Origin of the sequence: Burkholderia sp. BCC0398 (genome assembly GCF_902833245.1) — a bacterium.
GTDB classification, from domain to species: domain Bacteria; phylum Pseudomonadota; class Gammaproteobacteria; order Burkholderiales; family Burkholderiaceae; genus Burkholderia; species Burkholderia sola.
In genome coordinates, this window is record NZ_CADFEM010000003.1 from 126,424 (window position 1) to 152,383 (window position 25,960).

Here is a 25,960-nt window from a genome sequence, read left to right on the forward strand (position 1 = left end):
CCGCCGCGCTCGCGCGGCCCGTGAGAACCCGGCGCCCCGCGCTCTTCTTCCGAATCGCCATGACTACCGCACTCGACCAGCTGAAGCAGTACACGACCGTCGTCGCCGACACGGGCGACTTCCAGCAGCTTGCGCAATACAAGCCGCAGGACGCGACCACGAACCCGTCGCTGATCCTGAAGGCCGTCCAGAAGGATGCGTACAAGCCGATCCTCGAGAAAACCGTCCGCGATCATCGCAACGAAAGCACCGATTTCATCATCGACCGCCTGCTGATCGCGTTCGGCACCGAAATCCTGAAACTGATCCCGGGCCGCGTGTCGACCGAGGTCGACGCACGCCTGTCATTCGACACGCAGCGCTCGATCGACAAGGGCCGCGAGCTCATCAAGCTGTACGAAGCGGCCGGCGTCGGGCGCGAGCGCATCCTGATCAAGCTCGCGTCGACGTGGGAAGGAATCCGTGCGGCCGAGGTGCTGCAGAAGGAAGGGATCAAGTGCAACATGACCCTGCTTTTCTCGCTCGTGCAGGCCGCCGCGTGCGCGGAAGCCGGCGCGCAACTGATCTCGCCGTTCGTCGGCCGCATCTACGACTGGTACAAGAAGCAGGCCGGCGCGGAATGGAACGAAGCGCGCGACGGCGGCGCGAACGATCCGGGCGTGCAGTCGGTGCGCCGCATCTACACGTACTACAAGACGTTCGGCTACAAGACCGAAGTGATGGGCGCGAGCTTCCGCACGACGAGCCAGATCACCGAGCTCGCCGGCTGCGACCTGCTGACGATCAGTCCCGATTTGCTGCAGAAGCTGCAGGAGAGCAACGACACGGTCGCACGCAAGCTGTCGCCGGACACGCTGCAGGACAAGCCGGCCGAGCGCGTCGCGATCGACGAGGCATCGTTCCGCTTCCAGCTGAACGACGAAGCGATGGCGACCGAAAAGCTCGCCGAAGGCATCCGCGTGTTCGCCGCCGACGCGGTGAAGCTCGAGAAGCTGATCGACGCGCTGCGCTGAATCGCGCCGCGCGTCAGCGGCTGTCAGCAAGCCTGACGACAGGCGTCAGCCCACGCGCTGAAAACGGCTGCGAATTTCGTGTTCGCAGCCGTTTTATTTTTCATTCCATCGTCAAGCGCGCGCACTACAATCCACGTCACGGGTGCGACGACCGCCTCCCGATGCACCCTTTTCCCCCAGTCAGTCTTGCACGACGCCACGCCAGCGCCGACGCGCCGGCATCGCACATTCCAGGAGACAACGATGCAAGTTCAACCGTACCTGACGTTCTACGGTCGTGCCGACGAAGCCCTTCAGTTCTACGAAAAGGCGCTCGGTGCGAAGACGATGTTCAAGATGCACTTCAAGGACGCCCCGCCGAATCCCGATTACCCGATGTCGCCGGAGATGGCCGACAAGGTGATGCACGCGAGCTTCACGATCGGCGAGTCGATGATCATGTGCTCGGACGGAGACTGCAGCCAGCCGGCGGGCGCCGCGCACGCCGGCTATTCGCTGTCGCTGAACCCGACGACGGTCGACGAAGGCCAGAAGCTGTTCAATGCGCTCGCCGACGGCGGCGAAGTGACGATGCCGTTCGGCAAGACGTTCTGGGCGCTCGGCTTCGGGATGGCGAAGGATCGTTTCGGCGTGCACTGGATGGTCAACGTCGAGGATCTGTCGCAGCGCGAGGAACTCGCGAAACGCGCGCAGGGCTGACGCAAGAACGAACGCCCGCCACCTTGCGGTGGCGGGCGTTTTCGTTGCTGCGCGACGCGTGCGCGGCACACGGCCGCGCACCGCCCGTATCAGCCCTCGACGACGTCGAGATAATCCTCCGGCCGCGTGCGATCCTCCGCATGCGTCATCCCCATCACGCGCACCAGCACGCTCACCGCCACCGACACCACCAGGTTCACGATCAGCGACCACACGGCCGCGTAGCCGGGAATCGCGAGGCCGAACAGGTGGATCGTGAAGATCGAGCTCGCCAGCTTCAGCGAGACCGCCATCCACGTGCCGCACACGATGCCGGCCGCCCAGCCGGCCAGCAGGCCGCGATGGTCGAGCACGCGCGTGTACAGGCCGAGCACGATCGCGGGCAGCGTCTGGATGATCCAGATCCCGCCGAGCAGTTGCAGCTGGATCGCGTAGGTCAGCGGCAGTCCGAGGATAAACGCCACCGCGCCGACTTTCACGATCAGCGATACGAGCTTCGCGACGTGCGTTTCCTGGTCGTGCGACATATTGCGGTTCACGAACTCGCGATGGATGTTGCGCGTGTACAGGTTCGCGGCCGCGATCGACATGATCGCCGCCGGCACCAGTGCGCCGATGCCGATCGCCGCGAACGCGACGCCGACGAACCACGACGGGAAGTACTCGAGGAACAGCGCGGGCACCGCGAAGTTCGGGCCGAACGCCTTGAAGTACGGCGCGTACTGCGGCATGTCCTTCACGCCGGAGGCGAGCGCCATGTAGCCGAGCAGCGCGAGCAGGCCGAGCACGAACGAGTACGCGGGCAGCATCGCCATGTTGCGGCGGATCGAGTTGCCCGACGACGACGACAGGATCGCCGTGACCGAGTGCGGATACAGGAACAGCGCGAGCGCCGAGCCGATCGCGAGCGTCGCGTACGCGCTGTAGCCGTTCAGGCTCATCGCGTCGGGCGCCTTCAGCAGCAGCTTCGCGGGCGGCACCGCGGAGAAGATGTGCCCGAAACCGCCGAGCTTCGCGGGGATCACGATCACCGCGGCGGCGATCGTGACGTAGATCAGCACGTCCTTCACGATCGCGATCATCGCGGGCGCACGCAGCCCCGACGTGTACGTGTAGGCAGCGAGGATCGCGAACGCGATGATCAGCGGCAGATCGCCGACGAAGCCGGTCGTGTCGAAGCCAAGCGCGCCGATCACCACCTCGATGCCGACGAGCTGCAGCGCGATGTATGGCATCGTCGCCAGGATGCCCGTCACCGCGATCGCCAGCGCGAGCATCCGGCTGCCGTAGCGCGCATTGACGAAATCGGCGGCCGTCACGTAGCCGTGCCGCTTCGCGATGCTCCACAGCTTCGGGAACACGACGAACGCGAACGGATAGATCAGGATCGTGTACGGCAGCGCGAAGAAGCCCATCGCGCCGGCGCCGAACACGAGCGCGGGCACCGCGACGAACGTGTAGGCCGTGTAGAGATCGCCGCCGAGCAGGAACCACGTGACGATCGTGCCGAAGCGGCGTCCGCCGAGGCCCCATTCGTCGAGATGGGCAAGATCGCCGCGCCGCCAGTTCGCGGCCAGGAAACCGATGATCGTGACGCCGATGAACAGCAGAACGAAGACGAAGGTCGCGCCGAGATTCATTGCGCACCTCCCTGCGTGCCGCTCGCCTTCCATGCGTTCTTGGTCTTGAAATACACGAACGCGGTGATCACCGCGCTGATGAAGACCCACAGCAACTGGTACCAGTAGAAAAACGGAAAACCGAGCCATTGCGGTTCGATCTTGCTGTACGACGGTACCCAGACCATCGCGATCAGCGGCAGTACCAGCAGCCAGAGCCAGCGCTTGGCGGCCCGGTTGGCGTCGGCATCGTGAGCCATGACGTCTCCTCTTCTATCCCGGTTATCGATCTTGTTGAGCGGGTACGGCGCCGAGAGGAGCGGCAAAACGGGTAGGCTGCGGCTCCCCTGGCTTCGCGCCAGTATAGGAGCCGCGAGCACGCGGTCAAGCAGGGGCGAACCCGAGGTGATCCGCCCCTTGTCGTGCGGTTGCACCGGCCTGTCGCCGGTGCCTGCGACGTCAGATCGCGAACGCGGCGTCGCGTGCGCCGGTCGTGGCTTTCAAAGCTTTCACCCACTTGCGCGCGGGCAGCTTCAGCGTGTCCTCGATCAGCTTCGCGCGGGCTTCCAGTTGCGCGAACGGCACGTCGAGCGCGGGGCCCGAGAACGCGATCGCGATCCGGTTGCCGTCGTGCACTTCGGGCAGCGCGATCACGCGGTGATCGAACGCCGCGTTCAGGTGCTTCATGTTGCGCACGAAGCTCGGATGATCGCCGAACAGGTTGATCGTCGCGATGCCGGCGTCGGCGAGGCAGCCGCGCACCGCGCGATAGAACGCGACGCTGTCGAGCACGGGGCCGCGCGCGGTCGCGTCGTACAGGTCGATCTGGATCGCGCCGGTCGTGCCGCGGTTGGCCGGGTCGTTGACGAAATCCCATGCGTCGGCTTCGTGTACGACGAGGCGCGCGTCGTCGGGCGGCAGCGCGAACATCGTGCGCGCGGCGACGATCACGGCCGGGTTCAGCTCGACGGCCTCGACCTTCGCGTGCGGCAGGAAACGGTGCGAGAACTTGGTCAGCGCGCCGGTGCCGAGCCCGAGCTGGACGATCCGCCCGGGCGTTTCCAGGAACAGCAGCCACGCCATCATCTGCTGCGCGTATTCGAGCTCGATATGAAGCGGCTTCGAGATCCGCATCGCGCCCTGCACCCACTCGGTGCCGAAGTGCAGGAAGCGCACGCCGCCTTCTTCGGAGAACGTCACGGGCGCGAAGCGCGGCTTGCGCGGCGCTTCGAGCACCGGCACGTCGTCGTGTTCGTCGATGTCCGGGCGGCGCTTCACGCGCGGCGGCTGGAGTTTTTCCGAGCCGTTGTACGCGGACGGCTTGCGTTGCTTGAACGCGCGCGCCTCGGCGGACGCGCGCTTGATCAGTCGGGTCATGTTGGTTGAATCTCGCTGGGTGATGCTGGATGACGCTGGATGGGCGGACGAGAGGATAGCATTGGTGGGGGGCGGAGGCCGCCGGCGGCCAGCGCGGTCGACCGCCCATGCGGTCGCGGTTCGTCGCCGACGCCCCTCCTTCAGTCATCGATACGCGGCGACAGCGCTCTGTCGAACGGCTGAATTGTCTCGACTCTCCACGCGACGCAACAATATGAAGCAACGGTCACCCGGCCGGGCGTTCACATCGCGCTTCCCTTCGGCGGCACCCGACTGCTGAACCGACCGCCCGTCGGTGGGCGCCGCCCGCCTGCCCCGCTCCTCACACCGCATTCGAACGGCCGCACCGACTTCCTCCGTGGCCCTTGAAATTATACCCAAATAGGGATAAATTGATCGATGGATCCATACATCAAACCGCTGTACTGGCTCGGCTCGGCGCGCAAGGATTTGATGGCGATGCCCGAAGCCGTGCAGGACACGTTCGGCTATGCGCTGTATCTGGCGCAGACGGGACGCAAGCACGATCACGCCAAGCCCTTGAAGGGATTCGGATCGGCGGGCGTGCTGGAGATCGTGGAATCGGAAGACAACGGCGCGTACCGCGCGGTCTACACGGTGAAGCTTGGAAACAGCGTCTACGTGCTGCACTGTTTCCAGAAGAAATCGTCGAGCGGCATCGCGACACCCAGGCCGGACAGCGACCTCGTCCGCGAACGTCTGAAAGCGGCCGAAGCCCACGCAACAGGAGAAAAGCGATGATCGAAATCGAACAGGGAAGCGGGAACGTCTACGCTGATCTGGGCATGCGCGATGCCGACGAAATGCGGGTGAAAGCGCAACTCGCCGCGAAGATCGCGGAAATCATCAAGGCGCGCAAATGGACGCAGCAGCACGCGGCGCGATTGCTCGGCATTCCTCAGCCGAAGCTGTCGAACATGCTGCGCGGACAGTTCCGCGGCGTGAGCGAAACGAAGATGCTCGAATGTCTGGCGAAGCTCGGACGCGACGTGCAGATTGTCGTCGGGCCCGACCGTCGGTCGGAAGCCGAAGGACACATCGAAGTCGTATTCGCTGCCTGACGACGGCGTCGTTTCGATCGCTCCGATGCGCTGGCCGCCCCTGCTGCCGGCAGCGCCCGGTCGATCAAAGTACGATTCGGCGCCAGTATTCGAGCTTCTGCTCGAACGACAGCATCGCATTCGCCGGGCTCGACGAAGGCAACACGAGGGTTTCATAACCCGCCGCGCCGATCACATCGGCGAACCGCCCTGCCGTCTTCCCGTTGAAGCACACGCGCTTGAGCAACGGCGCATGCGCACGCAACGAATCGAAGTCGTTCGGCTTCGCGTTCCTGATGGCGGAATCGAGACTGCCCTGGCGATGGCATGCATCGAGCACATCCCAGATGCCGATGCCGTGCGACAGCACGCGTTCGAGCCGCACGTCATACGCGAGCTCATGCAGCCCCGGCTCGCCGAGCACCGCACCCAACAATCGCCAGAACTGGTTGCGCGGATGCGCGTAGTACTGCGCGGCGTCGAGCGACGCCTCGCCCGGAAAGCTGCCGAGGATCATCGTGTGCGTATCCGGCGCGACGACCGGCGGAAAACCTTGCAGCATCACACGTCTCCGTGCGACCCGACCGATCGCGGCCCGTCGCCGTGCGCGGCGAGATGGCGCCACAGCGTCGGCAGCATGCACTCGGTGACCATCAGCGGCTTGCCGTGCCGCTGGAACACCGAGCGCCGCGCGGCAAACGCATGCGGCGCGCGCGCGCCCTGCAACGCATGGCTCGCGAGCGCATACAGCGGATGACCGGCGATCACGCGCCGGCTCACGAGCGCCGAGCGCTCGACCTGCGGATCGCTGTACAGCAGCTCCGCGAGCGGCCGCGTGCGCAGCCGCCGCATCGCCTGCCACACGCCCTTGCTGGCCGCGAGCGGCGCGATGCTGTGCGCGGCGACGTACGGCGTGCCGTCGACCGACAGGATCACCTCGCGCACCCACATCGGCGCGCGCGGCGAGCTGGTTAGCGCGTCGGGCTCGTCGAACCACGGCGCGTCGACGGCCTCGCGCGTCACGCGCACGGTCACGCGTCCGAGCCGCGCGAGGTGCGCGGTCAGCGATCCGCCGCGCGTCAGCCAGTCGCGCTGGTCGAGCGTGCAGCCAGGCCGCGGCGTCTCGCGCCAGCCGGCCTGTGCGCCGTCGAATCGCATGCGCGCGTTCACGCGGCCCGCGACAGCAGCAGCGCGTTGGTCCGCTTCACGAAGCTCGCCGGATCGTCGAGCATGCCGCCTTCGGCCAACAGCGCCTGATCGAACAGCAGATGGCACCAGTCGCCGAAATCGGCGCTGTCGGCGTTCAGCTGCTTCACGAGCGCGTGCTCCGGGTTGATCTCGAGGATCGGCTGCATCGCCGGTGCGTTCTGGCCGGCCGCCTTCAGCATCCGCTGCAGGTAGCCGCTCATGTCGTTGTCGTCCGCGACGAGACACGACGGCGAATCGGTCAGGCGGAACGTGACGCGCACTTCCTTCACCTTGTCGCCGAGCGCTTCCTTCATCTTCTCGACGACCGGCTTGATCGCCTCGCCGGCCTGCTCCTGCGCCTTCTTCTCCTCGTCGTTCAGCTCGCCGAGATCGAGATCGCCGCGCGCCACGCTCGCGAGCGGCTTGCCGTCGAATTCGTGCAGGAACGACAGCATCCATTCGTCGACGCGGTCGGTCAGCAGCAGCACCTCGACGCCCTTCTTGCGGAACACTTCGAGATGCGGGCTGTTCTTCGCGGCCTGCCACGTATCGGCGGTCACGTAGTAGATCTTGCTCTGCTCAGGCTTCATGCGCGACACGTAGTCGGCGAGCGACACGTCCTGCGCGTCGGTGTCGCCGTGCGTCGACGCGAAGCGCAGCAGCTTCGCGATGCGCTCGCGGTTCGCGTGATCCTCGCCCAGGCCTTCCTTCAACACCTGGCCGAACGCGCCCCAGAACGTCTTGTACTTCTCCTTGCCGACATCGTCTTCCGCGTTCGCGAGCTCCTCGAGCATCGACAGCGCACGCTTGGTCACGCCTTCGCGGATCGCCTTCACGTCGCGGCTTTCCTGCAGAATCTCGCGCGACACGTTCAGCGGCAGGTCGGCCGAATCGACGACGCCCTTCACGAAGCGCAGGTACTGCGGCAGCAGTTGCTCGGCGTCGTCCATGATGAACACGCGCTTCACGTACAGCTTCAGGCCGCCGCGATAGTCGCGGTTCCACAGGTCGAACGGCGCGTGCGCCGGCACGAACAGCAGCTGCGTGTATTCGCTGCGGCCCTCGACGCGGTTATGCGTCCACGTGAGCGGATCCTGGTGATCGTGCGCGATGTGCTGGTAGAACTGCGTGTACTGCTCGTCGGTGACGTCGCTCTTCGAGCGCGTCCACAGCGCGCTCGCCTGGTTGACGGTCTCGTCCTCGTCCTTCAGGACCATCTCGCCCTTTTCCTGATCCCACTCTTCCTTGCGCATCAGGATCGGCAGCGCGATGTGGTCGGAGTACTTCTGGATGATCGACTTCAGGCGATGCGACGACAGTAGCTCGTCCTCGCCTTCGCGCAGGTGCAGCGTGATCGTCGTGCCGCGCTGCGCGCGCTCGATCGCGTCGATCGTGAAATCGCCCTCGCCCGCGCTTTCCCAGCGCACGGCTTCATTCGCCGGCAGGCCCGCGCGGCGCGTTTCGACAGTGATCTTGTCGGCGACGATGAAGCCCGAGTAGAAGCCGACGCCGAACTGGCCGATCAGCGCCGCGTCCTTCTGCTGGTCGCCCGACAGCTTCGTGAAGAATTCCTTGGTGCCCGAACGCGCGATCGTGCCGAGGTTCGCGATCGCCTCGTCGCGGCTCATCCCGATGCCGTTGTCGTCGATCGTGATCGTGCGCGCGGTCTTGTCGAAGCCGATGCGGATGCGCAGGTTCGGATCGTTCTCGTACAGCGCGCTGTCCGCGAGCCCTTCGAAACGCAGCTTGTCGGCCGCGTCGGACGCATTCGACACCAGTTCGCGCAGGAAGATTTCCTTGTTGCTGTAGAGCGAATGGATCATCAGGTGGAGGAGTTGCTTGACCTCTGCCTGAAAGCTCATCGTTTCGTGTGCCATGGATGCTGTTTCCTCTTACTTGAACTGGAAAGGGGGGACGCCGGCGCCCGGCGCGCGATGCCGGCGGACCCATGAAGGACGGACCGTTTGGGACGGCCCGTTTGGGACGGCCCGTCTGGGACGGCCCGGTTGGGACGGCCCGTTTGGGACGACCGCCTGGCGCCAGCGGTTTGCGCGCGTATCTGGGGACGGCGCCGGGCATTTCAAGAGCCGGCCGGCCGCGCCGCGTCACGACGCGCGCCGCACCGCCGAATCGATATAGCGCGCCAGCAGCCCCGGCAGCGCCGGATCGCCGCAATTCGCGACGTTGAAGCGCATCCACGTGGACGGCGATTGCTGCGGCGAGAACAGGCTGCCCGGCGTCAGCAGAAAGCCGGCTTCGTGCGCGACCGCCGCGAGCGCGTCCGAATCGACGCCCGTGTCGGCCCACAGGAACATCCCGGCCGCCGGCATCGTGAAGAGCCCGAGCCCCGTGCGCTCGAGCATCCGCGCGGTCTTGTCGCGCACGCCGTCGAGCCGCGCGCGCAGCCGCTCGACGTGGCGCCGGTAATGCCCTTCGGTCAGGATCTTGTACAGCACGCGCTCGTTGAGCTCGGGCGTGGTCATCCCGACCAGCATCTTCTGGTCGGTGACGGCCTTCGCGATCTCCGGCGCGCAGGCGACATACCCGACCCGCAGGTTCGCCGCGAGCGTCTTCGAATAGCTGCCGAGATAGATCACGCGCTTCAACTGGTCGAGGCTCGCCAAGCGCGTGGCCGGGTAGCTCGGCGGGCACAGGTCGCCGTACACGTCGTCCTCGACGACGAGGAAATCGTAGGCCTCCGCGAGCTTCAGGATCCGGAACGCCTGCGCGGCCGACAGCGACGTGCCGGTCGGGTTCTGCAGCACCGAGTTGATCACGAGCATCTTCGGCCGCCACATCTGCACCAGGGTTTCGAGCGCGTCGAGGTCGGGGCCGTCGGGCGTATACGGCATCCCGACGAGTTGCGCGCCCTGCGCCGCGAAACGGCCGAACATCTGGAACCACGCGGGATCGCCGACGATCACCGCATCGCCCGGCCGCATGTAGATCCGCGAGATCAGGTCGATCGCCTGCGTGATGCCGGAAACCAGCACGATCTGTTCGGGCTTCGCGCCGATCTCGACTTCGGCGAGGCGCGTCTGCAGTTGCTGGCGCAGCGGCAGGAAGCCCTGCGCGGTGCCGAAGCCGAGCATCTGCGCGCCCGACTGGCGCCCGAGCGCGCGCAGCGCGCCGGTGATCAGCTCGCCGTCGAGCCAGCGGCCCGGCAGGTAGCCGAGGCCCGGGCCCTTCTCCGGGCTGACGGTGTGCAGCATGTTGCGCAGCAGCCAGACGACGTCGATCGTGTTGTGCACGGGCGCGGCCTCGGCCGTGCGCGCGACGCCGTCGGCCGGCTGCGGGCCGGCGCCCGTGCGCTCGCGCACGTAGAAGCCGGAGCCGCGCCGCGAGTCGAGGTAGCCCTGCGCGACGAGGCGCTCGTAGGCCTCGACGACGGTGAAGCGCGACACGCTCTTGTCGAGCGCGAGCTTGCGGATCGACGGCATGCGCATGCCGGGACGGAACACGCGCTCGTCGATACGCCGCCGCGCCCACTGGACCAGCTGGTCGACGAGCGTGAGCGTGGCCGTGTCGTGCGGCGCGGGAATCTGGGCGAGTGGGACGGTGGACATGGGCGGCAGCTCCAACTGTACCGAAGGCTATCGCGCCGATTGTACCGTTACTGTGCCGGTAGCGACGATTACAGTTGACCGGAATGGCGATCGTGCGGCCGCCGGTCCGACCCAGCCACACGTGGCGCTGCGCCCGCCGGCCCGCGTCGCGGCCGGTGCGCCGGCTGGTCCGCCCCCCGTCCGGCCCGTCGCCCGCCTACCATGACACTTTCGCTTCCCGACCGACGCTCATGCCAGCCCGCTCCCTGACACTCGACCATCTCGTGATCGCCGCGCGCGCCCTCGACGAAGGCGTGCGCCATGTCGCCGACGCACTCGGCATCGAACCGGCCGGCGGCGGCCGCCACCCGCTGATGCGGACCCACAATGCGCTGTTCGGCGCGTGGGGCGGGCTCTACCTCGAAGTGATCGCGATCGACCCCGACACGCCCGCGCCGGGCGACGAGGCGAAGCCGCCGCGCGCGCGGCTGTTCGGGCTCGACGACCCGTCGATGCACGCGCGACTCGCGCAAGGCCCGTTTCTCGCGCACTGGGTCGCGCGCGTCGACCGCCCGCGCCAGCTTGTGCTGTGGCAGCGCCAGTACCCGGCCCGCATCGCGCCCGTCGTCGCGATGCGGCGCGGCGACCTGAACTGGGGCCTCACGGTGCCCGACGACGGCAGCTTCCCCGCGTGGCAAGGCGCGGGCGACGGCCTCGTGCCGTCGCTGATCCAGTGGGACAGCCCGCGCCATCCGGCCGAATCGCTGCCGAACGACGGCGTCGCGCTGAAGGCGCTCAAGGGCGTCCACCCGCATGCGGATACGATCCGCGAGCAGCTCGACTGGCTCGGCGCCGCCCACCTGCTCGACGTCGAATCCACCGACGGCCCACCGGCGCTCGTCGCCGAATTCGACACGCCGCAGGGCGCGCGCACGCTGCGCTGAGCGCCCACCCGATCACAACCACCCTGCAAGACGGAGACACCCACGACATGAATTCGCGCGAAACCCGGGGCATGCTGCTCGGCCTAATCGGCGTGATGATCTTCAGCCTGACGCTGCCGATGACGCGGATCGTCGTCTCCGAACTCAATCCGCTGCTCAACGGGCTCGGCCGCGCGCTCGCCGCCGCCGTGCCGGCCGGCCTGCTGCTGTGGTGGCGCGGCGAGCGGCTGCCGACCCGCGCGCAACTGAAGAGCCTCGCGATCACGTCGGCCGGCGTGATCATCGCGTATCCGGTGTTCTCCGCATGGGCGATGAAATCGGTACCGGCCTCGCACGGCGCGGTGGTCAACGGGCTGCAACCGCTGTTCGTCGCGCTGTATGCGGCGTGGCTGTCGCACGAACGGCCGTCGAAGGCGTTCTGGGCCAGCGCGGTGGCCGGCAGCGCGCTCGTGATCGCGTTCGCGCTGCGCGACGGCGGCGGCACCGTGCAGGCCGGCGACGCGCTGATGCTCGTCGCGGTCGGCATCGGCGCGCTCGGCTATGCGGAAGGCGCGCGCCTCGCGCGCCAGATCGGCGGCTGGCAGGTGATCTGCTGGGCGCTCGTCGTGTCGGCGCCGTTCCTCGTGCTGCCGGTCGGCTGGCTCGCTTGGATGCAGCACGCCGCGCATCCAGGCCCGCTCGCGCTGCGCACGTGGCTCGCGTTCGGCTACGTGACCCTCTTTTCGCAATTCATCGGCTTTTTCGCGTGGTACGCGGGGCTCGCGATGGGCGGCACCGCGCGCGTCGGCCAGGTGCAACTGCTGCAGATCTTCTTCACGATCGCCTTTTCCGCGCTGCTGTTCGGCGAAACGGTCACGTCGTCGACGTGGCTGTTCGCGGCTGCCGTGATCGCGACCGTGGTGCTCGGGCGCCGCTCGGCGGTCGCCACGGCGCCGCGTCCCGCTCGCGCCGGCTGATGAGCTGCGCCATAATGGACGTTTTGCCTGATCGGTTTTGCCTGACTGGCCGTGCTTACCCAGCCGCGAAGGCTTCATCGTGCCCGTACTGCCCACCCGGCAGCGTCGAAGCGATGCGCCCGAACGACCTTTCTTGACTGACCACGATATCCGAACGAGGAGACTATGAATCCGAACGACCTGCATCCGCCGCACTGGCAGCTTTCCGAACGCGCCCGCAAGCTGACGAGCTCCGCGATCCGCGAGATCCTGAAGGTCACGGAACGCCCCGAGGTCATCTCGTTCGCCGGCGGCCTGCCCGCCCCCGCGACGTTCCCGGCGGAACGCATGCGCGCCGCCGCCGACCGCGTGCTGCGCGACGCGCCGGCCGCCGCGCTTCAGTACAGCGCGACCGAAGGCTACCTGCCGCTGCGCGAGTGGATCGCCGAGCGCTACAGCGTGCGCGTGTCGCAGGTGCTGATCACGACCGGCTCGCAGCAGGCGCTCGACCTGCTCGGCAAGGCGCTGATCGACCCGGACAGCCCGATCCTCGTCGAAACGCCGACCTACCTCGGCGCGCTGCAGTCGTTCTCGCTGTACGAGCCGCGCTACGTGCAGGTGCCCACCGACGAGCAGGGCCTGCTGCCGGAAGGTCTCACCCCCGAACTCACGCAAGGCGCGCGCCTGCTGTACGCGCAGCCGAACTTCCAGAACCCGACCGGCCGCCGCCTGCCCGTCGAGCGCCGCCGCGCGCTCGCCGCGTTCGCGCAGTCGAGCCCGTTCCCGGTGCTGGAGGACGATCCGTACGGCGCGCTGAACTACCAGGGCGAGCCGCTGCCGACGATGCTGTCGATGGCGCCCGACCACGTCGTGCACCTCGGCACGTTCTCGAAGGTGCTCGCGCCGGGCCTGCGGATCGGCTACATCATCGCGCCCGAGGAACTCCACTTCAAGCTCGTGCAGGCCAAGCAGGCCACCGACCTGCACACGCCGACGCTCACGCAGCGCATCGCGCACGAAGTGATCAAGGACGGCTTCCTCGACGAGCACATCCCGACGATCCGCGAGCTGTACAGCGCGCAGTGCGACGCGATGCTCGGCGCGCTCGCGCGCCACATGCCGGAAGGCGTCACGTGGAACCGCCCGGAAGGCGGGATGTTCATCTGGGTGAACCTGCCCGCGCAGATCGACAGCATGAAGCTGCTCGCCGCGGCCGTCGACAACCACGTCGCCTTCGTGCCGGGCGCGCCGTTCTTCGCGGAGAACGCGCAGCAGAACACGCTGCGCCTGTCGTTCGTGACGGTGCCGCCCGAAAAGATCGAGGAAGGCGTCGCGCGCCTCGGCAAGCTGCTGCGCGAGCGCCTCTGATCCCCCTTTTTTCCCTGTCACGACTCTCTACGAGGAATCGAACGCATGGCTAACGTCTACGACAAACTGAAGTCGCTCGGCATCGAGCTCCCGACCGCCGGCGCACCGGCCGCGGCCTACGTGATGAGCGCGCAAAGCGGCAACACGGTCTACCTGTCGGGCCACATCGCGAAGAAGGACGGCAAGGTCTGGGCCGGCAAGCTCGGCGCCGATCTCCAAACGGAAGACGGCAAGGCCGCCGCCCGCTCGATCGCGATCGACCTGCTCGCCACCCTGCACGCGCACACCGGCGACCTGAACAAGGTCACGCGCATCGTCAAGCTGATGAGCCTCGTCAACTCGACGCTCGACTTCACCGAACAGCACGTCGTGACGAACGGCGCATCGGAGCTGATCGCCGAAGTGTTCGGCGACGCGGGCAAGCATGCGCGCTCGGCGTTCGGCGTCGCGCAGATCCCGCTCGGCGCGTGCGTCGAGATCGAACTGATCGCCGAAGTCGCGTAACGGGCGCCGCGCGATGCCCGGCCGTCTCGTTCGTTTCAAGCAGGTCGACGTGTTCACGTCGGTGCCGTTCAAGGGCAATCCGCTCGCCGTGGTGTTCGACGCCGATTCGCTCGGCGACGACGCGATGCTCGAGATCGCCCGCTGGACGAACCTGTCGGAAACGACGTTTCTCTGCACGCCGACCGATCCGGAAGCCGACTATCGCGTACGGATCTTCACGACGGGCGGCGAACTGCCGTTCGCCGGCCACCCGACGCTCGGCACCGCGCATGCGTTCCTCGAAAGCGGCGCGCGGCCGCGCACGCCGGGCCGGCTGATCCAGCAGTGCGGGGTCGGCCGCGTCGCGCTGCGCGAGCAGGCCGACGGCTGGGCGTTCGCCGCGCCGCCGGCACGCGTCACGCCGCTCGACCGTTCGGACTACGCGGTACTGGCCGCCGCGCTGTGCAGCGACGCGCTCGACCTGGACGCCGAGCCGTGTGCGGTGGACAACGGCGCGCCGTGGCTGGTCGTGCGGCTGAAGTCGGCCGACGCGTGCATCGGCCTGTCGCCCGATCCGGCCGCACTGGCGGCGCTGACCCACCGCTACGGCGTGGACGGCCTCGCCGCCTACGCGCCGCATGCCGAAGGCGGCCCCGCGACGTTCGAGATCCGCTGCCTGATGACGGGCGGCAAGTTCGGCATCCCCGGCGAGGACCCCGTCACCGGCAGCGCGAACGCCGCGCTGGCCGGGCTGCTGACGCGGCAGGAACGCCGCCCCGGCCCGTCGTATACGGCCCGCCAGGGCACGGCGATCGGCCGCGACGGCCGCATCTTCGTCAACTACGACGCGGACGGCACGACCTGGATCGGCGGTGACGTCGTCACGGTCGTCGACGGCACGTTCCGGTCGCCCGACTGACATTTCGCGATGTGCGATGGCGCCGGCTCGTCCGGCGCCCCGCGCTTTGCCCAGCTATCGCAAAAACGTTCCAGCCAGTAATATCGGGCCTAATCCGTTGTTTCGGAGGTCTGTCCATGGTTGCGCGTCCCGCGAACGAACAGACGTCGGGACAATCCGAACCATAGTCGGCCATCCAGACGGATGGCGCACGCGAGCAGGACGCCGCCCTCTTCGATGAGCTCCGCCCGGTCCAACCACACGCCGCCGAACCGGCCGCTGCGCGCGCCGCGCAAATCGCGCCGGCGTGCGCTGTTTGCCATCCCGCTGCTCGGGATGCTGGCGCTCGCGCTGCTGTGGGCCGTAATCATCGCGCGGCTGTCCGTTGAAAAGGACAGTGCGTACAAGGAAGCAGCGGCTTCCGCGGCGATCCTGTCGTCCGCGCTCGAACAGCATACGGTCAAGGCGATCCACCAGGTCGACCAGATCACCCGCTTCGTCAAGTTCGAATTCGAGAAGTCGCCGGCGCGCTTCAATCTCGCGAGCGCCGTCGAGAAAGGCGTCGTACCGAGTGACACGCTGATCCAGGTATCGCTCGTCAACGCGAAGGGCATCCTGTTCGCGAACACCGCCGAACTCCATCCGCAGCCGATCAACCTGTCCGACCGCGAGCACTTCAAGGTCCACCTCGCGCACAACGACGACCGCCTCTTCATCAGCAAGCCCGTGCTCGGCCGCGTGTCGAGCCACTGGACGCTGCAGATGACGCGGCGCCTGAACAATCCGGACGGCAGCTTCGCAGGCATCGTCGTGGTGTCGGAAGACCCGAGCTACTTCACGAACGATTTCTACAACAACGCGGCGATCGGCAAGGAAGGCGTGATCGCGGTCGTGTCCGACACGGGCGCGGTGCTCGCGCGACGCACGGGCTCGGTCAGCAATGCGCCGGGCGCGTTTTCGGCGTCGGGCGTCTACCCGATCGCGGAGCGCGTGACGGGCACGATCATCGATCCGATCGACGGCGTGACGCGCATCGTGTCGTACCGCCACCTCGACGGCTACCCGCTCGCGGTGATGGTCGGGCTGTCGCAGACGGAAGAGTTCGCGGACTACACCCACACGCGCAACGTCTACCTGCTGATGACGAGCTTCATCACGCTCGCGATGCTCGCGTTCTTCGGCGTCGCGACGGGCCTGATCGGCAAGCTGCTCGGGCGCGAGCGCGAAATGACGCAGCTCGCCGAATACGACCTGCTCACCGGCCTCGCGAACCGCTATGCGACGCTGCGCGGGCTGCGCAACGACGTTTCGATGCCCGCGAGCCTGTCGCGGCTCGGCCTGCTGTTCATCGATCTCGACAACTTCAAGACCGTCAACGACACGCTCGGCCACAACGCCGGCGACATCGTGCTGCAGATGACCGCGTCGCGCCTGGCCGATGCGGTCGGCGACGAAGGCTCGCTCGCGCGCATCGGCGGCGACGAGTTCGTCGTCGTGATGAAGGGCGACGACGTCGAGCGGCGCGCGGTGCGGCTCGCGGAAGCGATCATCCGGATGTTCAGCGAGCCGTTCGACGTACGCGGCAGTTCGTTCGTGCTGCACGCGAGCATCGGCATCGCGCTGCACACCGTCGCGAACGAAAGCGAGATCGACCTGCTGAAAAAGGCCGACCTCGCGATGTACAGTGCGAAGGACGCCGGCAAGAACTGCTACCAGTTCTATGCGCCGCACCTGTCGCACCGCGCCGACCACCTGATGCGCTGGGAACAGCAATTGCGCGTCGCGCTCGCCGAGGGGCAGCTGTTCCTCGCGTATCAGCCGAAGATCGACCTCACGCACCGCACGATCACCGGCTTCGAGGCGCTCGCACGCTGGGATCATCCCGAACACGGCGTGATCTCCGCGAACGAATTCATCTCGATCGCCGAATCGACCGGCCTGATCGTGCCGATCGGCGACTTCGTGATCCGCACCGCATGCGCGCAGATCGCACGCTGGCACGACGAAGGCCACGACACGCTGACGCTTGCGGTCAACATCTCGCCCGTGCAGTTCTGGCGCGGCGACCTGATCGAGACGATCTCGCAGGCGCTGCAGGACACCGGCATCGACGCAAACCGGCTCGAGATCGAGATCACCGAAACCGCGATGATGGAATATCCGGAACTCGTGTCCGAGAAGATCGTCGCGCTGAAAAAGCTCGGCATCCGGATCGCGCTCGACGATTTCGGCACCGGCTATTCGTCGCTGTCGTACCTGCACCGCTTCTCCGTCGACACGCTGAAGGTCGACCGCTCGTTCGTGCAGGCGATTCCGACCGATCGCAGCGTGTGCGTGATGGTGTCGTCGATCGTGCATCTCGCGCGCTCGCTCGGGCTGACCGTCGTCGTCGAGGGCACCGAAACCGAGGAGCAGATCACGTGGCTGTCCGCGCTCGGCGAAATCGAGGCGCAGGGCTTCCTGTTCTCGCGCCCGGTGCCGGCCGATGCGATTCCCGCGCTGATCGCACGCTTCGGCGTGCGCGGCGATCATCCGAACGTCGTCGCGCATCGCGCGACCGGCAGCACGGGCGGCTGAGCCGCACCGCCGCAGCCGCGGCGCGCGTTTGCGCACCGCCGCAATTGTTACGTTTTCCGATCCGTTCGTTTAGTTCATTAACTAGCGTTTTCGCGCATGGTAGTGTCACGATGCGCGGCGGACAATCGGGAGGGCCGACGTGTCGGCGGGCCGTCGCCACGGCCTTACGCGAGAGATCTGGCCCTGCGCCAACCACACAATCATGACAACCGTCGAAGTCGAAGCGACCGCGCGTGTCGAAGAGGCACCGGCATCCCTATGGACCTTGTTCAAGGTCGTCGCCAGCATTTCGGCCGTCTCGTGGGGCGGGCTTTCGATGATGGCGCAGCTCGAACGCCACTACGTGGAGCGGCTGCAGCGCATCGAGCCGCACGTCTTCGGCGATCTCGTCGCGCTCGCGTGGCTCGTGCCGGGCCCCGTCGGCTGCAATGTCGCCGTGCAGGTCGGCCAGACGCTGCATGGCCGTGCCGGCGCATGGATCGCCGGCATTGCCAGCGTGCTGCCGTTCTCGGTCCTGATGACGCTGTTCGCGATCTTCTATCAGACGCCGCTCGTGCGCTCGCTGGCCGCGCCGGTGCTGATCAATCACTTCGGGATGGTGCTCGCCGCGCTGATCGGCGTCACGTGGGTCAAGCAGTTGCGCTCGCTCGCGCGTACGCGGCTCGAACAGGCGATCGCCGCGTTATCGACGATTCTGCTTGCTTTCGCGCATAGTCCGGCCGCTTTCGTCGCGATTCTGTTCGCCGCGTTCGCAGCGGGCTGGCTGACGGGGCCGTCGCAACGCGACACGGTCGATTTCACGCTGTCCAGGCGCGATCGCGGCCTGCTCGTGCTGCTCGGCGTGCTCGTCGTGCTGTTCGCGGTGCCGCTGCCCGGCGATTACCAGGCGGATCTGCTGTGGCCGCGCCTCGCGGGCGCCGGCATGACGCTGTTCGGCGGCGGCTTCTCCGCGCTACCGGTGCTCAAGACGCTGTTCGTGTCGCCGGCGACCGGCATCTCCGATCACGACTTCACGCTGGCGTTCGCGTTGTCGCCGGTCGCGCCGGGGCCGTTGCTGAACGTCGTGCCGTTTCTCGGCTACCTGACCGACGGCTGGGTCGGTGCGCTGCTCGCCACCGCCGCGCTGTTCATTCCGTCGGGGTGCCTCGTCGTGTTCGCGCAGAACCATCTGTTCCGGCTCAAGCGCCATTCGCGCTTCGAGCACGGGATGCGCCTGTTGCGCGCGGCGACGACGGCCTTTCTCGTGGTCGCCGTCGTGAAGATCCTGCATCGGGAACCGGCCGACCCGGTTTACTGGCTGACGGGCGCGTTCGCGACGCTGTGCTTCACGCGCTTCAAGGTGCCCGTCTATGCCGTGTACGGCGTGGTCGCCGCCGTGTGCAGCGTGTGGCTGTGGGCCGCGCACTGACGGGCGGCGGCCGTCGCCCTGCTCGCGCTGGCCGGCCTGACTCCGTCAACCGGCCTGTACCGCGACCCGGCGCGCGATCCAGCGGGCGCGCAGCGCGTCGTACGCGAGGTTGAAGCAGAACGTGTAAGGCAGGAAGAACAGCACGATGCCGAGGTCGAGCAGCAGCGCCTCGACGAGGCTCACGTTCAGCCACCACGCGGCAACCGGCACCACCATCGCGACGAGGCCGAGCTCGAACGTCACCGCGTGCGCGATCCGCATGCCGAGCGTGCGCGACCACCCGGCCCGCCGCTCGAAGCGGTCGAACAGCGTGTTGAAGGTCATGTTCCACGCCATCGCGATCAACGACACCATCACCGTCAGCACGCCGACGTGCGACACCGGCATGTCGAGCAGCCACGCGCCGATCGGCGCGCACAGCGCGATCGCCACCAGTTCGAACGTCAGCGCGTGCAGCAGGCGTTCCGTCACCGTTTTATTCGTCTGTTTCATGATGCTCTCCGATGCATGACTTGATTCATGCTGGCCATTCTGATCGGCACAACCGTGTGAATCCAGTTTGATATCATCGGTTTTACCGATATGAAGCCACCAGGAGCCCTGCATGCACCACGCCCCGGAAGCGCTGCTCGCATTCGCCGAAGCGGCACTGCTCGGCTCGTTTACGGCCGCGGCCCGCAAGCTCGGCAAGCGTCAGTCGACCGTGTCGGAAGCGATCGCGAATCTCGAGATCGATCTCGGCGTGCAGTTGTTCGACCGCTCGACGCGCACGCCGACGCTCACCGATGCCGGCCGTGCGCTGCTGCCGCAGGTGCAGCGCGCGCTCGAGGCCAGCGCGGCGATCGACCGCACGGCCGCCCGGCTCGCGCACGGCGAGGAAGCGCGGCTCACGCTCGTCGTGTCCGATACCTACCAGTCGAAGCGTTACGAGGAAACGTTGATGGCGCTCGAACGGCGCTTTCCGGCGCTCGAGCTCGAATGCCAGATCGCCGAGCACGACGACGTGCTCGACCTGATCCAGCAGGGTCGCGCGCAACTCGGGCTGATGGCCGCGCGCGCGGCCTACCCGGCCGATATCGGCGCGGCGACGGTGGCCGAGGAATCGGAGATCGGGCTGTTCGTCGGCCGCACGCACGCGCTCGCCGAATACGGCGACGCCGAGGTGCCGCACGCGGCGCTGCGCGACGTGCGCGAACTGCGCCTCAATACCTACGTGAAGACGGAAGGTCGCGGCACCGACGACCGGATCGTCGTCGGCACGCAGCACTGGCTGGCGCCGAGCTACCTGATGCTGCTGGAGATGGCCGTACTCGGGTTCGGCTGGGCGGAACTGCCGCGCTGGATGGTCGAGCACTTCGCGCGCGACCGGCTGTGCGAGCTGCGCGCGCGCGGCTGGCCGCGCCGTGTACGGGTGGATGCGGTCTGGTCGCGCAACCGGCCGCTCGGGCCGGCCGGCTCATGGCTGCTCGACGCGATGCTGGCCGCATAGCGGCGCGCGCCGCCGGGCGTGCGGCCGACGGCCGAGGGCGAAGGGCTGACGCCGGCCGGTCAGAAACCGCGCGACAGCACGGCCGCGCCGATCGTGACGACGCCGAGCACGAGGTTCACGACGACCAGCAGCCGCACCGCATTCACCGCGCGGGCACCGTCCGGCCAGTTCTGCGCCTGCACCGCACGGCGAATGCGCGGGAACAGCGCGAAGCGGATGTGCCCGAAGATCAGCATCATCACGACGCCGAGCCCGGCCATTGCATGCAGCGACCACGTCGCGTGCGCGCCGCCGAAGCTCATCAGCAGGAAACCGCCGGACAGCAGGATCACGATCACGGCCCCCGACACCCAGTTGAAGAAGCGGCCGAACACGCCTTCGATCAGCGGCAGCCGCAACTGCGGCGACAGGTCGGACAGCGCGGGGCGCAGGCAGAAGTGCGCGAAGACCATCCCGCCCACCCACACGGCGACGGCCAGCAGGTGAAGAAACAGCGCGACGGCAACGGCGTGGGACATGGGGACGATCCTGTGATGAGTGGGTGCAGCGAACGGCCGCGTCGCACGCGGCATCAAGCGACGTTCGACCCGTCAGCCGCGCGGCGGTTCGGACCCTCGACGCGATTTCACACTATTTTGCAAATTCCGCGTGACAGCGCCACGCTTGCTTACCCGCATTCCTGCGCCGGAAAGAAAAAGCCGCACGCCCGCCGAAGCGGACGTGCGGCCTTCGATCGCGGCCGAACCGGGTGAACCCGACGGTCCGGTCGACCGCGCGGCGTCAGCCCAGCAGCGGACGCAACTCGGTGACGACCTTGAGCTTCGTGTCCGGCGCGCGGCCCTTGCGGGCGCGCTTGCCGATGTGCGGCGCGAGCCCGGCATACGACAGCGTGTCGTCCTGCACCTTGCCGCCGCGGCCGGTGCCGATCAGCACGACGCCGGCCGGATCGATCGCCAGCGCCTGCACGAGCGTTTCCTTGTCGTCGAGCGCCATCAGGATCACGCCGCGCCCGCCGCCGGACAGCGTCTTCATCTCGTCCATCCCGAACACGAGCAAGCGCCCGCCGCTCGACAGACACGCGACCTGCGTCGCGTTCGGCAGCACCGGCATCGGCGCGAGCGGCACCGCGCCAGTATCGATCGTCATGAACGACTTGCCGGCCTTCAGGCGGCTCACCATGTCGCCGACCTTCGCGAGGAAGCCGAAGCCGTTGCTCGACGCGAGCAGCAGTTGCTGGTCGGCCGGCGCCGCGTAGTAGTGCATCAGGTGCGAGCCCGATTCGAGCTCGATCAGCGACGTGACCGGCACGCCGTCGCCGCGCCCGCCCGGCAGCACCGACACGTCGACCGAATACACGCGGCCGCTGCTGCCCCACGCGATCAGGCGATCCGGCGTGCGGCACTGGAACGCCGCGTAGAGATGGTCGCCCGCCTTGAACGTGAAGCCGGCCGGGTCGAGCCCGTGACCCTTCAGCGCGCGCACCCAGCCCTTCTGCGATACGACCACCGTCACCGGCTCGTCGACCACCTTCGCCTCGAACGTCGCGCGCTTTTCCTGCTGGATCAGCGTGCGGCGATCGTCGCCGTACTGCTTCGCGTCGGCCTCGATCTCCTTGATCATCAGCCGCTTCATCGCGCTTTCGTTCGCGAGCAGGTCCTCGAGCTTCGCCTTCTCGTCGCGCAGCGCTTCGAGTTCCTTCTCGATCTTGATCTTCTCGAGCCGCGCGAGCTGGCGCAGCCGGATTTCGAGGATGTCCTCGGCCTGCCGCTCGCTGAGGCCGAACGCGCTCATCAGCGCGGCCTTCGGCTCGTCCGACTCGCGGATGATGCGGATCACGTCGTCGATGTTCAGGAAGACGATCATCCGCCCTTCGAGGATGTGGATGCGGTCGTCGACCTTCGCGAGACGATGGCGACACCGGCGCGTCATCGTCAGCTGGCGGAACTTCACCCATTCGTCGAGGATCGTCAGCAGGCCCTTCTGGCCCGGCCGGCCGTCGGCGCCGATCATCACGAGGTTCAGCGTCGCGTTCGATTCGAGGCTCGTGTACGCGAGCAGCGTATTCACGAATTCCGTCTGGTCGATCGTGCGCGACTTCGGCTCGAACACGAGCCGCACCGCCGCTTCCTTGCCCGACTCGTCGCGCACCGCGTCGAGCAGGTCGAGCATCGCCTTCTTCGTGTTGAGTTGTTCGGGCGTGAGCGTCTTCTTGCCGAGCTTGAGCTTCGGGTTGGTCAGCTCCTCGATTTCCTCGAGCACCTTCTGGCCCGACGTGCTCGGCGGCAGCTCGGTGACGACGAGTTGCCACTGGCCGCGCGCGAGATCCTCGATCTTCCAGCGCGCGCGCACCTTCAGGCTGCCGCGGCCGGTTTCATAGGCCGCCGCGATCTCGGTGTCGCTCGATATGATCTGGCCGCCGCCCGGGAAGTCCGGGCCGGGGATCAGGTTCATCAGCTCCGCATGCGTGAGCTTCGGATTGCGGATCAACGCGACCGCCGCGGCCGCGACTTCGCGCAGGTTGTGCGACGGGATTTCGGTGGCGAGGCCGACCGCGATGCCCGACGCGCCGTTCAGCAGGACGAACGGCATGCGGCTCGGCAGCGTCTTCGGCTCCTCGAACGAGCCGTCGTAGTTCGGCATGAAGTCGACCGTGCCCTGGTCGATCTCGTCGAGCAGCAGCTTCGCGATCGGCGTGAGCCGCGCTTCCGTGTAACGCATCGCCGCCGCGCCGTCGCCGTCGCGCGAACCGAAGTTGCCCTGCCCGTCGATCAGCGGGTAGCGCAGCGAGAAATCCTGCGCGAGACGCACGAGCGCGTCGTACGCCGACTGGTCGCCGTGCGGGTGGTATTTACCGAGCACGTCGCCGACCACGCGCGCCGACTTCACCGGCTTCGCGTCGGGGCCGAGGCCCATTTCGTTCATCGCGAACAGGATCCGGCGCTGCACCGGCTTCTGGCCGTCGCACACGTCGGGCAGCGCGCGGCTCTTCACGACGCTGACCGCGTAGCTGAGATACGCCTGCTCCGCGTAGTTGCCGAGCGTCAGCGCGTCGCTCTCGGGCGCGTCGGGGCTGGCAAAGAGATCGGAAGTATTGTCGTCCATCTGAATTCCGTATTCGTAAGTGGCGTGAGGCCGGGCCGGGCGTCATGCCCGGCCGCGCGGAAGCTCCGCTTAACGCTTAAATATCCGCTTCGACGTCGTTGCCCTTTTCCTCGAGCCAGCCGCGCCGCGCGGCTGCCTCGCCCTTGCCCATCAGCATCGTCATCCGGGCGACGGTCGCCTCGTAGTCGAGCTCGCCGAGCTTCACCGGCATCAGGCGGCGCGTGTCGGGATTCATCGTCGTGTCCCACAACTGCTCGGCGCTCATTTCGCCGAGGCCCTTGAAGCGGCTGATGCTCCACTGCGTGTCGCGCACGCCGTCCTTGCGCAGCTTGTCGAGGATCGCTTCGAGCTCGCCGTCGTCGAGCGCATAGAGCTTCTGCGCGGGCTTCTTGCCGCGCGCCGGCGCGTCGACGCGGAACAGCGGCGGGCGCGCGACGTACACGTGGCCGCGCTCGATCAGTTGCGGGAAATGCTTGAAGAACAGCGTGAGCAGCAGCACCTGGATGTGCGAGCCGTCGACGTCCGCGTCCGACAGGATGCAGATCTTGCCGTAGCGCAGGTTCGACACGTCGACGGTATCGTCCGGGCTGTGCGGATCGACGCCGATCGCGACCGAGATGTCGTGCACCTCGTTGTTCGCGAAGAGACGATCGCGCTCGGTTTCCCATGTGTTCAGCACCTTGCCGCGCAGCGGCAGGATCGCCTGGTATTCCTTGTCGCGGCCCATCTTCGCGGAGCCGCCCGCCGAGTCGCCCTCGACGAGGAACAGTTCGTTGCGCGCAATGTCTTCCGTCTCGCAATCGGTCAGCTTGCCCGGCAGCACCGCGACGCCCGAGCTCTTGCGCTTCTCGACCTTCTGGCCGGCGCGCGTACGCGCCTGCGCCTGCTTGATCACGAGCTCGGCGAGCTTCTTGCCGTGCTCGACGTGCTGGTTCAGCCACAGTTCGAGCGCCGGACGCGAGAACGACGACACGAGCTTCACCGCGTCGCGGCTGTTCAGCCGTTCCTTGATCTGCCCCTGGAACTGCGGATCGAGCACCTTCGCGGACAGCACGAACGACACGCGCGCGAACACGTCTTCCGCGAGCAGCTTCACGCCCTTCGGCTGCAGGTTGTGCAGTTCGACGAAGCTCTTCACCGCCTGGTAGAGACCGTCGCGCAGGCCCGACTCGTGCGTGCCGCCGGCCGGCGTGGGGATCAGGTTCACGTACGACTCGCGCACCAGCGAGCCTTCCTCGCTCCATGCGACGACCCACGATGCGCCCTCGCCTTCGGCGAAGGTTTCGTCGGTCGAACGCGCATCGGCGAAACGCTCGCCTTCGAACAGCGGGATCAGCAGCTCGCTGCCGTTCATTTCGTCGAGCAGGTAGCCGCGCAGGCCGTCTTCATACTTCCACGTCTGGCGCTCGCCGGTCTTTTCGTTGACGAGCACGACCTCGACGCCCGGCAGCAGCACGGCCTTCGAGCGCAGCAGGCGCTGCAACTCGCCGAGCGGCAGGTTCGGCGAATCGAAGTATTTCGGATTCGGCCACACCTGCACGCGCGTGCCGGATTTCTTCTCGCCGCGGCCCGCGCCTTGCGTGGACAGCGGCTTCACGACGTCGCCGTCGGCGAAGCCGAGTTCGGCGATCTTGCCGTCGCGCCATACCGTCACGTCGAGACGCGTCGCCAGCGCGTTCGTCACCGACACGCCGACCCCGTGCAGGCCGCCCGAGAACGTATACGCGCCGCCTGCGGCCTTGTCGAACTTGCCGCCCGCGTGCAGGCGCGTGAACACGATCTCGACGACCGGTACGCCCTCTTCGGGGTGCATGCCGAACGGGATGCCGCGGCCGTCGTCTTCGACGGAGACCGACTGGTCGGCGTGCAGCGTGACCGTGATCTGCTTGCCGTAGCCGCCGAGCGCCTCGTCGGACGCGTTGTCGATGACTTCCTGGATGATGTGCAGCGGATTCTCGGTACGGGTATACATGCCGGGCCGCTGCTTGACCGGCTCGAGACCCTTGAGCACCTTGATCGATGCTTCGCTATAGGCCGCGCTGGGTTTCTTCGTTGACATAGGCGCTGAATTTCGTCATTCATCGGGACGTTGTCCACACCTCGTGTGGATAACGTCGTGGACAAAACGTTGAGTTCCGTAAAAAAGCGAATCGAAACAACGGTGTGCTTGGACTGCTCCGAAAGCGGGCGCGCGGCGTGTGCGGCGCGACCCTGGACGCGCGGTATTTTACTGGTTCCGCGTGGCGCGCCAATC

Annotated in this window: 23 protein-coding genes; 12 read left to right on the forward strand and 11 right to left on the reverse strand. The window is 67.2% G+C overall.

The window, feature by feature from the left end; all coding sequences use genetic code 11:
- Positions 1 to 59 precede the first annotated feature (59 nt).
- Both tal and HWX76_RS07260 read left to right on the forward strand, forming a co-directional pair.
- Positions 60 to 1,013: a transaldolase gene (gene tal, locus HWX76_RS07255; protein WP_050018123.1), complete on the forward strand. Its 954-nt coding sequence runs from the start codon at positions 60 to 62 to the stop codon at positions 1,011 to 1,013.
- A 243-nt stretch (positions 1,014 to 1,256) separates the two neighbouring features.
- Positions 1,257 to 1,712: a VOC family protein gene (locus tag HWX76_RS07260; protein ID WP_050018110.1), complete on the forward strand. Its 456-nt coding sequence runs from the start codon at positions 1,257 to 1,259 to the stop codon at positions 1,710 to 1,712.
- 89 nt (positions 1,713 to 1,801) lie between these two features.
- Here HWX76_RS07260 and HWX76_RS07265 read toward each other — a convergent pair whose 3' ends face one another.
- The 3 genes from HWX76_RS07265 to HWX76_RS07275 form a co-directional block, all read right to left on the reverse strand.
- Positions 1,802 to 3,352, reverse strand: a complete 1,551-nt coding sequence (locus HWX76_RS07265; RefSeq protein ID WP_050018111.1) for a sodium:solute symporter family protein — start codon at positions 3,350 to 3,352, stop codon at positions 1,802 to 1,804.
- Positions 3,349 to 3,591 carry a DUF3311 domain-containing protein gene (locus HWX76_RS07270; protein ID WP_006490660.1) on the reverse strand — a complete coding sequence of 81 codons (243 nt, stop codon included), beginning with the start codon at positions 3,589 to 3,591 and terminating at the stop codon, positions 3,349 to 3,351. The genes HWX76_RS07265 and HWX76_RS07270 overlap by 4 nt, the downstream gene beginning before the upstream one ends.
- A 199-nt stretch (positions 3,592 to 3,790) precedes the next feature.
- On the reverse strand, positions 3,791 to 4,708 hold the full coding sequence (locus HWX76_RS07275) for a spermidine synthase (RefSeq protein ID WP_050018112.1): 918 nt from the start codon (positions 4,706 to 4,708) through the stop codon (positions 3,791 to 3,793).
- A 399-nt stretch (positions 4,709 to 5,107) separates the two neighbouring features.
- Between HWX76_RS07275 and HWX76_RS07280 the strand changes: the two genes are divergently transcribed.
- A complete protein-coding gene (locus tag HWX76_RS07280; protein ID WP_124554826.1) occupies positions 5,108 to 5,470 on the forward strand; it encodes a type II toxin-antitoxin system RelE/ParE family toxin in 363 nt (120 codons plus the stop codon).
- A complete protein-coding gene (locus tag HWX76_RS07285; protein WP_124554825.1) occupies positions 5,467 to 5,790 on the forward strand; it encodes a helix-turn-helix transcriptional regulator in 324 nt (107 codons plus the stop codon). Before HWX76_RS07280 ends, HWX76_RS07285 begins: the two co-directional genes overlap by 4 nt.
- A gap of 64 nt (positions 5,791 to 5,854) precedes the next feature.
- Here the strand turns inward: HWX76_RS07285 and HWX76_RS07290 are convergent, their stop codons facing one another.
- From HWX76_RS07290 to HWX76_RS07305, 4 genes are all read right to left on the reverse strand, one after another.
- The gene (locus HWX76_RS07290) at positions 5,855 to 6,331 is read right to left on the reverse strand and encodes a DNA-deoxyinosine glycosylase (RefSeq protein WP_124593626.1); all 477 of its coding nucleotides are present in this window, start codon (positions 6,329 to 6,331) and stop codon (positions 5,855 to 5,857) included.
- On the reverse strand, positions 6,331 to 6,927 hold the full coding sequence (locus tag HWX76_RS07295; protein ID WP_124593625.1) for a chorismate lyase: 597 nt from the start codon (positions 6,925 to 6,927) through the stop codon (positions 6,331 to 6,333). Before HWX76_RS07295 ends, HWX76_RS07290 begins: the two co-directional genes overlap by 1 nt.
- An 8-nt stretch (positions 6,928 to 6,935) precedes the next feature.
- Positions 6,936 to 8,834 (reverse strand): molecular chaperone HtpG, encoded by a 1,899-nt coding sequence (gene htpG, locus HWX76_RS07300; RefSeq protein WP_050018116.1) that lies wholly within the window; start codon positions 8,832 to 8,834, stop codon positions 6,936 to 6,938.
- A gap of 228 nt (positions 8,835 to 9,062) precedes the next feature.
- Positions 9,063 to 10,523 carry a PLP-dependent aminotransferase family protein gene (locus HWX76_RS07305; protein WP_050018117.1) on the reverse strand — a complete coding sequence of 487 codons (1,461 nt, stop codon included), beginning with the start codon at positions 10,521 to 10,523 and terminating at the stop codon, positions 9,063 to 9,065.
- Between the two features lie 230 nt (positions 10,524 to 10,753).
- On the opposite strand from HWX76_RS07305, the gene HWX76_RS07310 reads away from it, so the two are divergent.
- The 7 genes from HWX76_RS07310 to HWX76_RS07340 all read left to right on the forward strand — a co-directional run bounded on the left by HWX76_RS07310 (position 10,754) and on the right by HWX76_RS07340 (position 19,115).
- Positions 10,754 to 11,446 carry a VOC family protein gene (locus HWX76_RS07310; RefSeq protein WP_089488709.1) on the forward strand — a complete coding sequence of 231 codons (693 nt, stop codon included), beginning with the start codon at positions 10,754 to 10,756 and terminating at the stop codon, positions 11,444 to 11,446.
- A gap of 47 nt (positions 11,447 to 11,493) precedes the next feature.
- Positions 11,494 to 12,402, forward strand: a complete 909-nt coding sequence (locus HWX76_RS07315) for a DMT family transporter (protein ID WP_089488710.1) — start codon at positions 11,494 to 11,496, stop codon at positions 12,400 to 12,402.
- Between the two features lie 165 nt (positions 12,403 to 12,567).
- Entirely contained in the window at positions 12,568 to 13,749 is a 1,182-nt protein-coding gene (locus HWX76_RS07320; protein WP_050018120.1) for a PLP-dependent aminotransferase family protein, read from the forward strand.
- 45 nt (positions 13,750 to 13,794) lie between these two features.
- Entirely contained in the window at positions 13,795 to 14,253 is a 459-nt protein-coding gene (locus HWX76_RS07325) for a RidA family protein (RefSeq protein WP_006478174.1), read from the forward strand.
- 13 nt (positions 14,254 to 14,266) lie between these two features.
- Positions 14,267 to 15,151 (forward strand): PhzF family phenazine biosynthesis protein, encoded by an 885-nt coding sequence (locus tag HWX76_RS07330; protein ID WP_176015628.1) that lies wholly within the window; start codon positions 14,267 to 14,269, stop codon positions 15,149 to 15,151.
- 216 nt (positions 15,152 to 15,367) lie between these two features.
- Complete coding sequence (locus HWX76_RS07335; protein ID WP_050018122.1) at positions 15,368 to 17,707, forward strand: EAL domain-containing protein; 2,340 nt, start codon at positions 15,368 to 15,370, stop codon at positions 17,705 to 17,707.
- A gap of 202 nt (positions 17,708 to 17,909) precedes the next feature.
- Positions 17,910 to 19,115 (forward strand): chromate transporter, encoded by a 1,206-nt coding sequence (locus tag HWX76_RS07340; protein WP_124554815.1) that lies wholly within the window; start codon positions 17,910 to 17,912, stop codon positions 19,113 to 19,115.
- A 45-nt stretch (positions 19,116 to 19,160) separates the two neighbouring features.
- Here the strand turns inward: HWX76_RS07340 and HWX76_RS07345 are convergent, their stop codons facing one another.
- Positions 19,161 to 19,607 carry a multidrug/biocide efflux PACE transporter gene (locus HWX76_RS07345; protein WP_050017503.1) on the reverse strand — a complete coding sequence of 149 codons (447 nt, stop codon included), beginning with the start codon at positions 19,605 to 19,607 and terminating at the stop codon, positions 19,161 to 19,163.
- 112 nt (positions 19,608 to 19,719) lie between these two features.
- Here HWX76_RS07345 and HWX76_RS07350 point away from each other — a divergent pair, with 112 nt between their 5' ends.
- The gene (locus tag HWX76_RS07350; RefSeq protein ID WP_069618083.1) at positions 19,720 to 20,604 is read left to right on the forward strand and encodes a LysR family transcriptional regulator; all 885 of its coding nucleotides are present in this window, start codon (positions 19,720 to 19,722) and stop codon (positions 20,602 to 20,604) included.
- Positions 20,605 to 20,663: 59 nt separating this feature from the next.
- Here the strand turns inward: HWX76_RS07350 and HWX76_RS07355 are convergent, their stop codons facing one another.
- From HWX76_RS07355 to parE, 3 genes are all read right to left on the reverse strand, one after another.
- Positions 20,664 to 21,122 carry a CopD family protein gene (locus HWX76_RS07355; RefSeq protein WP_050017501.1) on the reverse strand — a complete coding sequence of 153 codons (459 nt, stop codon included), beginning with the start codon at positions 21,120 to 21,122 and terminating at the stop codon, positions 20,664 to 20,666.
- A gap of 262 nt (positions 21,123 to 21,384) precedes the next feature.
- The gene (gene parC, locus HWX76_RS07360; protein WP_050017500.1) at positions 21,385 to 23,706 is read right to left on the reverse strand and encodes a DNA topoisomerase IV subunit A; all 2,322 of its coding nucleotides are present in this window, start codon (positions 23,704 to 23,706) and stop codon (positions 21,385 to 21,387) included.
- Between the two features lie 76 nt (positions 23,707 to 23,782).
- On the reverse strand, positions 23,783 to 25,765 hold the full coding sequence (gene parE / locus HWX76_RS07365) for a DNA topoisomerase IV subunit B (RefSeq protein WP_050017499.1): 1,983 nt from the start codon (positions 25,763 to 25,765) through the stop codon (positions 23,783 to 23,785).
- Between the last annotated feature and the right edge of the window lie 195 nt (positions 25,766 to 25,960).

What these genes read in the sequence shown, in the direction of transcription:
- HWX76_RS07285 (WP_124554825.1), top strand. Translation starts at nt 5,467, where the DNA reads ATGATCGAAATCGAACAGGGAAGCGGGAACGTCTACGCTGATCTGGGC.
- HWX76_RS07275 (WP_050018112.1), bottom strand. Translation starts at nt 4,708, where the DNA reads ATGACCCGACTGATCAAGCGCGCGTCCGCCGAGGCGCGCGCGTTCAAG.
- HWX76_RS07325 (WP_006478174.1), top strand. Translation starts at nt 13,795, where the DNA reads ATGGCTAACGTCTACGACAAACTGAAGTCGCTCGGCATCGAGCTCCCG.
- HWX76_RS07310 (WP_089488709.1), top strand. Translation starts at nt 10,754, where the DNA reads ATGCCAGCCCGCTCCCTGACACTCGACCATCTCGTGATCGCCGCGCGC.
- HWX76_RS07295 (WP_124593625.1), bottom strand. Translation starts at nt 6,927, where the DNA reads ATGCGATTCGACGGCGCACAGGCCGGCTGGCGCGAGACGCCGCGGCCT.
- parC (WP_050017500.1), bottom strand. Translation starts at nt 23,706, where the DNA reads ATGGACGACAATACTTCCGATCTCTTTGCCAGCCCCGACGCGCCCGAG.
- HWX76_RS07340 (WP_124554815.1), top strand. Translation starts at nt 17,910, where the DNA reads ATGACAACCGTCGAAGTCGAAGCGACCGCGCGTGTCGAAGAGGCACCG.
- HWX76_RS07290 (WP_124593626.1), bottom strand. Translation starts at nt 6,331, where the DNA reads ATGCTGCAAGGTTTTCCGCCGGTCGTCGCGCCGGATACGCACACGATG.
- htpG (WP_050018116.1), bottom strand. Translation starts at nt 8,834, where the DNA reads ATGGCACACGAAACGATGAGCTTTCAGGCAGAGGTCAAGCAACTCCTC.
- HWX76_RS07260 (WP_050018110.1), top strand. Translation starts at nt 1,257, where the DNA reads ATGCAAGTTCAACCGTACCTGACGTTCTACGGTCGTGCCGACGAAGCC.
- tal (WP_050018123.1), top strand. Translation starts at nt 60, where the DNA reads ATGACTACCGCACTCGACCAGCTGAAGCAGTACACGACCGTCGTCGCC.
- parE (WP_050017499.1), bottom strand. Translation starts at nt 25,765, where the DNA reads ATGTCAACGAAGAAACCCAGCGCGGCCTATAGCGAAGCATCGATCAAG.
- HWX76_RS07335 (WP_050018122.1), top strand. Translation starts at nt 15,368, where the DNA reads ATGAGCTCCGCCCGGTCCAACCACACGCCGCCGAACCGGCCGCTGCGC.
- HWX76_RS07280 (WP_124554826.1), top strand. Translation starts at nt 5,108, where the DNA reads ATGGATCCATACATCAAACCGCTGTACTGGCTCGGCTCGGCGCGCAAG.
- HWX76_RS07265 (WP_050018111.1), bottom strand. Translation starts at nt 3,352, where the DNA reads ATGAATCTCGGCGCGACCTTCGTCTTCGTTCTGCTGTTCATCGGCGTC.
- HWX76_RS07350 (WP_069618083.1), top strand. Translation starts at nt 19,720, where the DNA reads ATGCACCACGCCCCGGAAGCGCTGCTCGCATTCGCCGAAGCGGCACTG.
- HWX76_RS07320 (WP_050018120.1), top strand. Translation starts at nt 12,568, where the DNA reads ATGAATCCGAACGACCTGCATCCGCCGCACTGGCAGCTTTCCGAACGC.
- HWX76_RS07270 (WP_006490660.1), bottom strand. Translation starts at nt 3,591, where the DNA reads ATGGCTCACGATGCCGACGCCAACCGGGCCGCCAAGCGCTGGCTCTGG.
- HWX76_RS07355 (WP_050017501.1), bottom strand. Translation starts at nt 21,122, where the DNA reads ATGTCCCACGCCGTTGCCGTCGCGCTGTTTCTTCACCTGCTGGCCGTC.
- HWX76_RS07305 (WP_050018117.1), bottom strand. Translation starts at nt 10,523, where the DNA reads ATGTCCACCGTCCCACTCGCCCAGATTCCCGCGCCGCACGACACGGCC.
- HWX76_RS07315 (WP_089488710.1), top strand. Translation starts at nt 11,494, where the DNA reads ATGAATTCGCGCGAAACCCGGGGCATGCTGCTCGGCCTAATCGGCGTG.
- HWX76_RS07330 (WP_176015628.1), top strand. Translation starts at nt 14,267, where the DNA reads ATGCCCGGCCGTCTCGTTCGTTTCAAGCAGGTCGACGTGTTCACGTCG.
- HWX76_RS07345 (WP_050017503.1), bottom strand. Translation starts at nt 19,607, where the DNA reads ATGAAACAGACGAATAAAACGGTGACGGAACGCCTGCTGCACGCGCTG.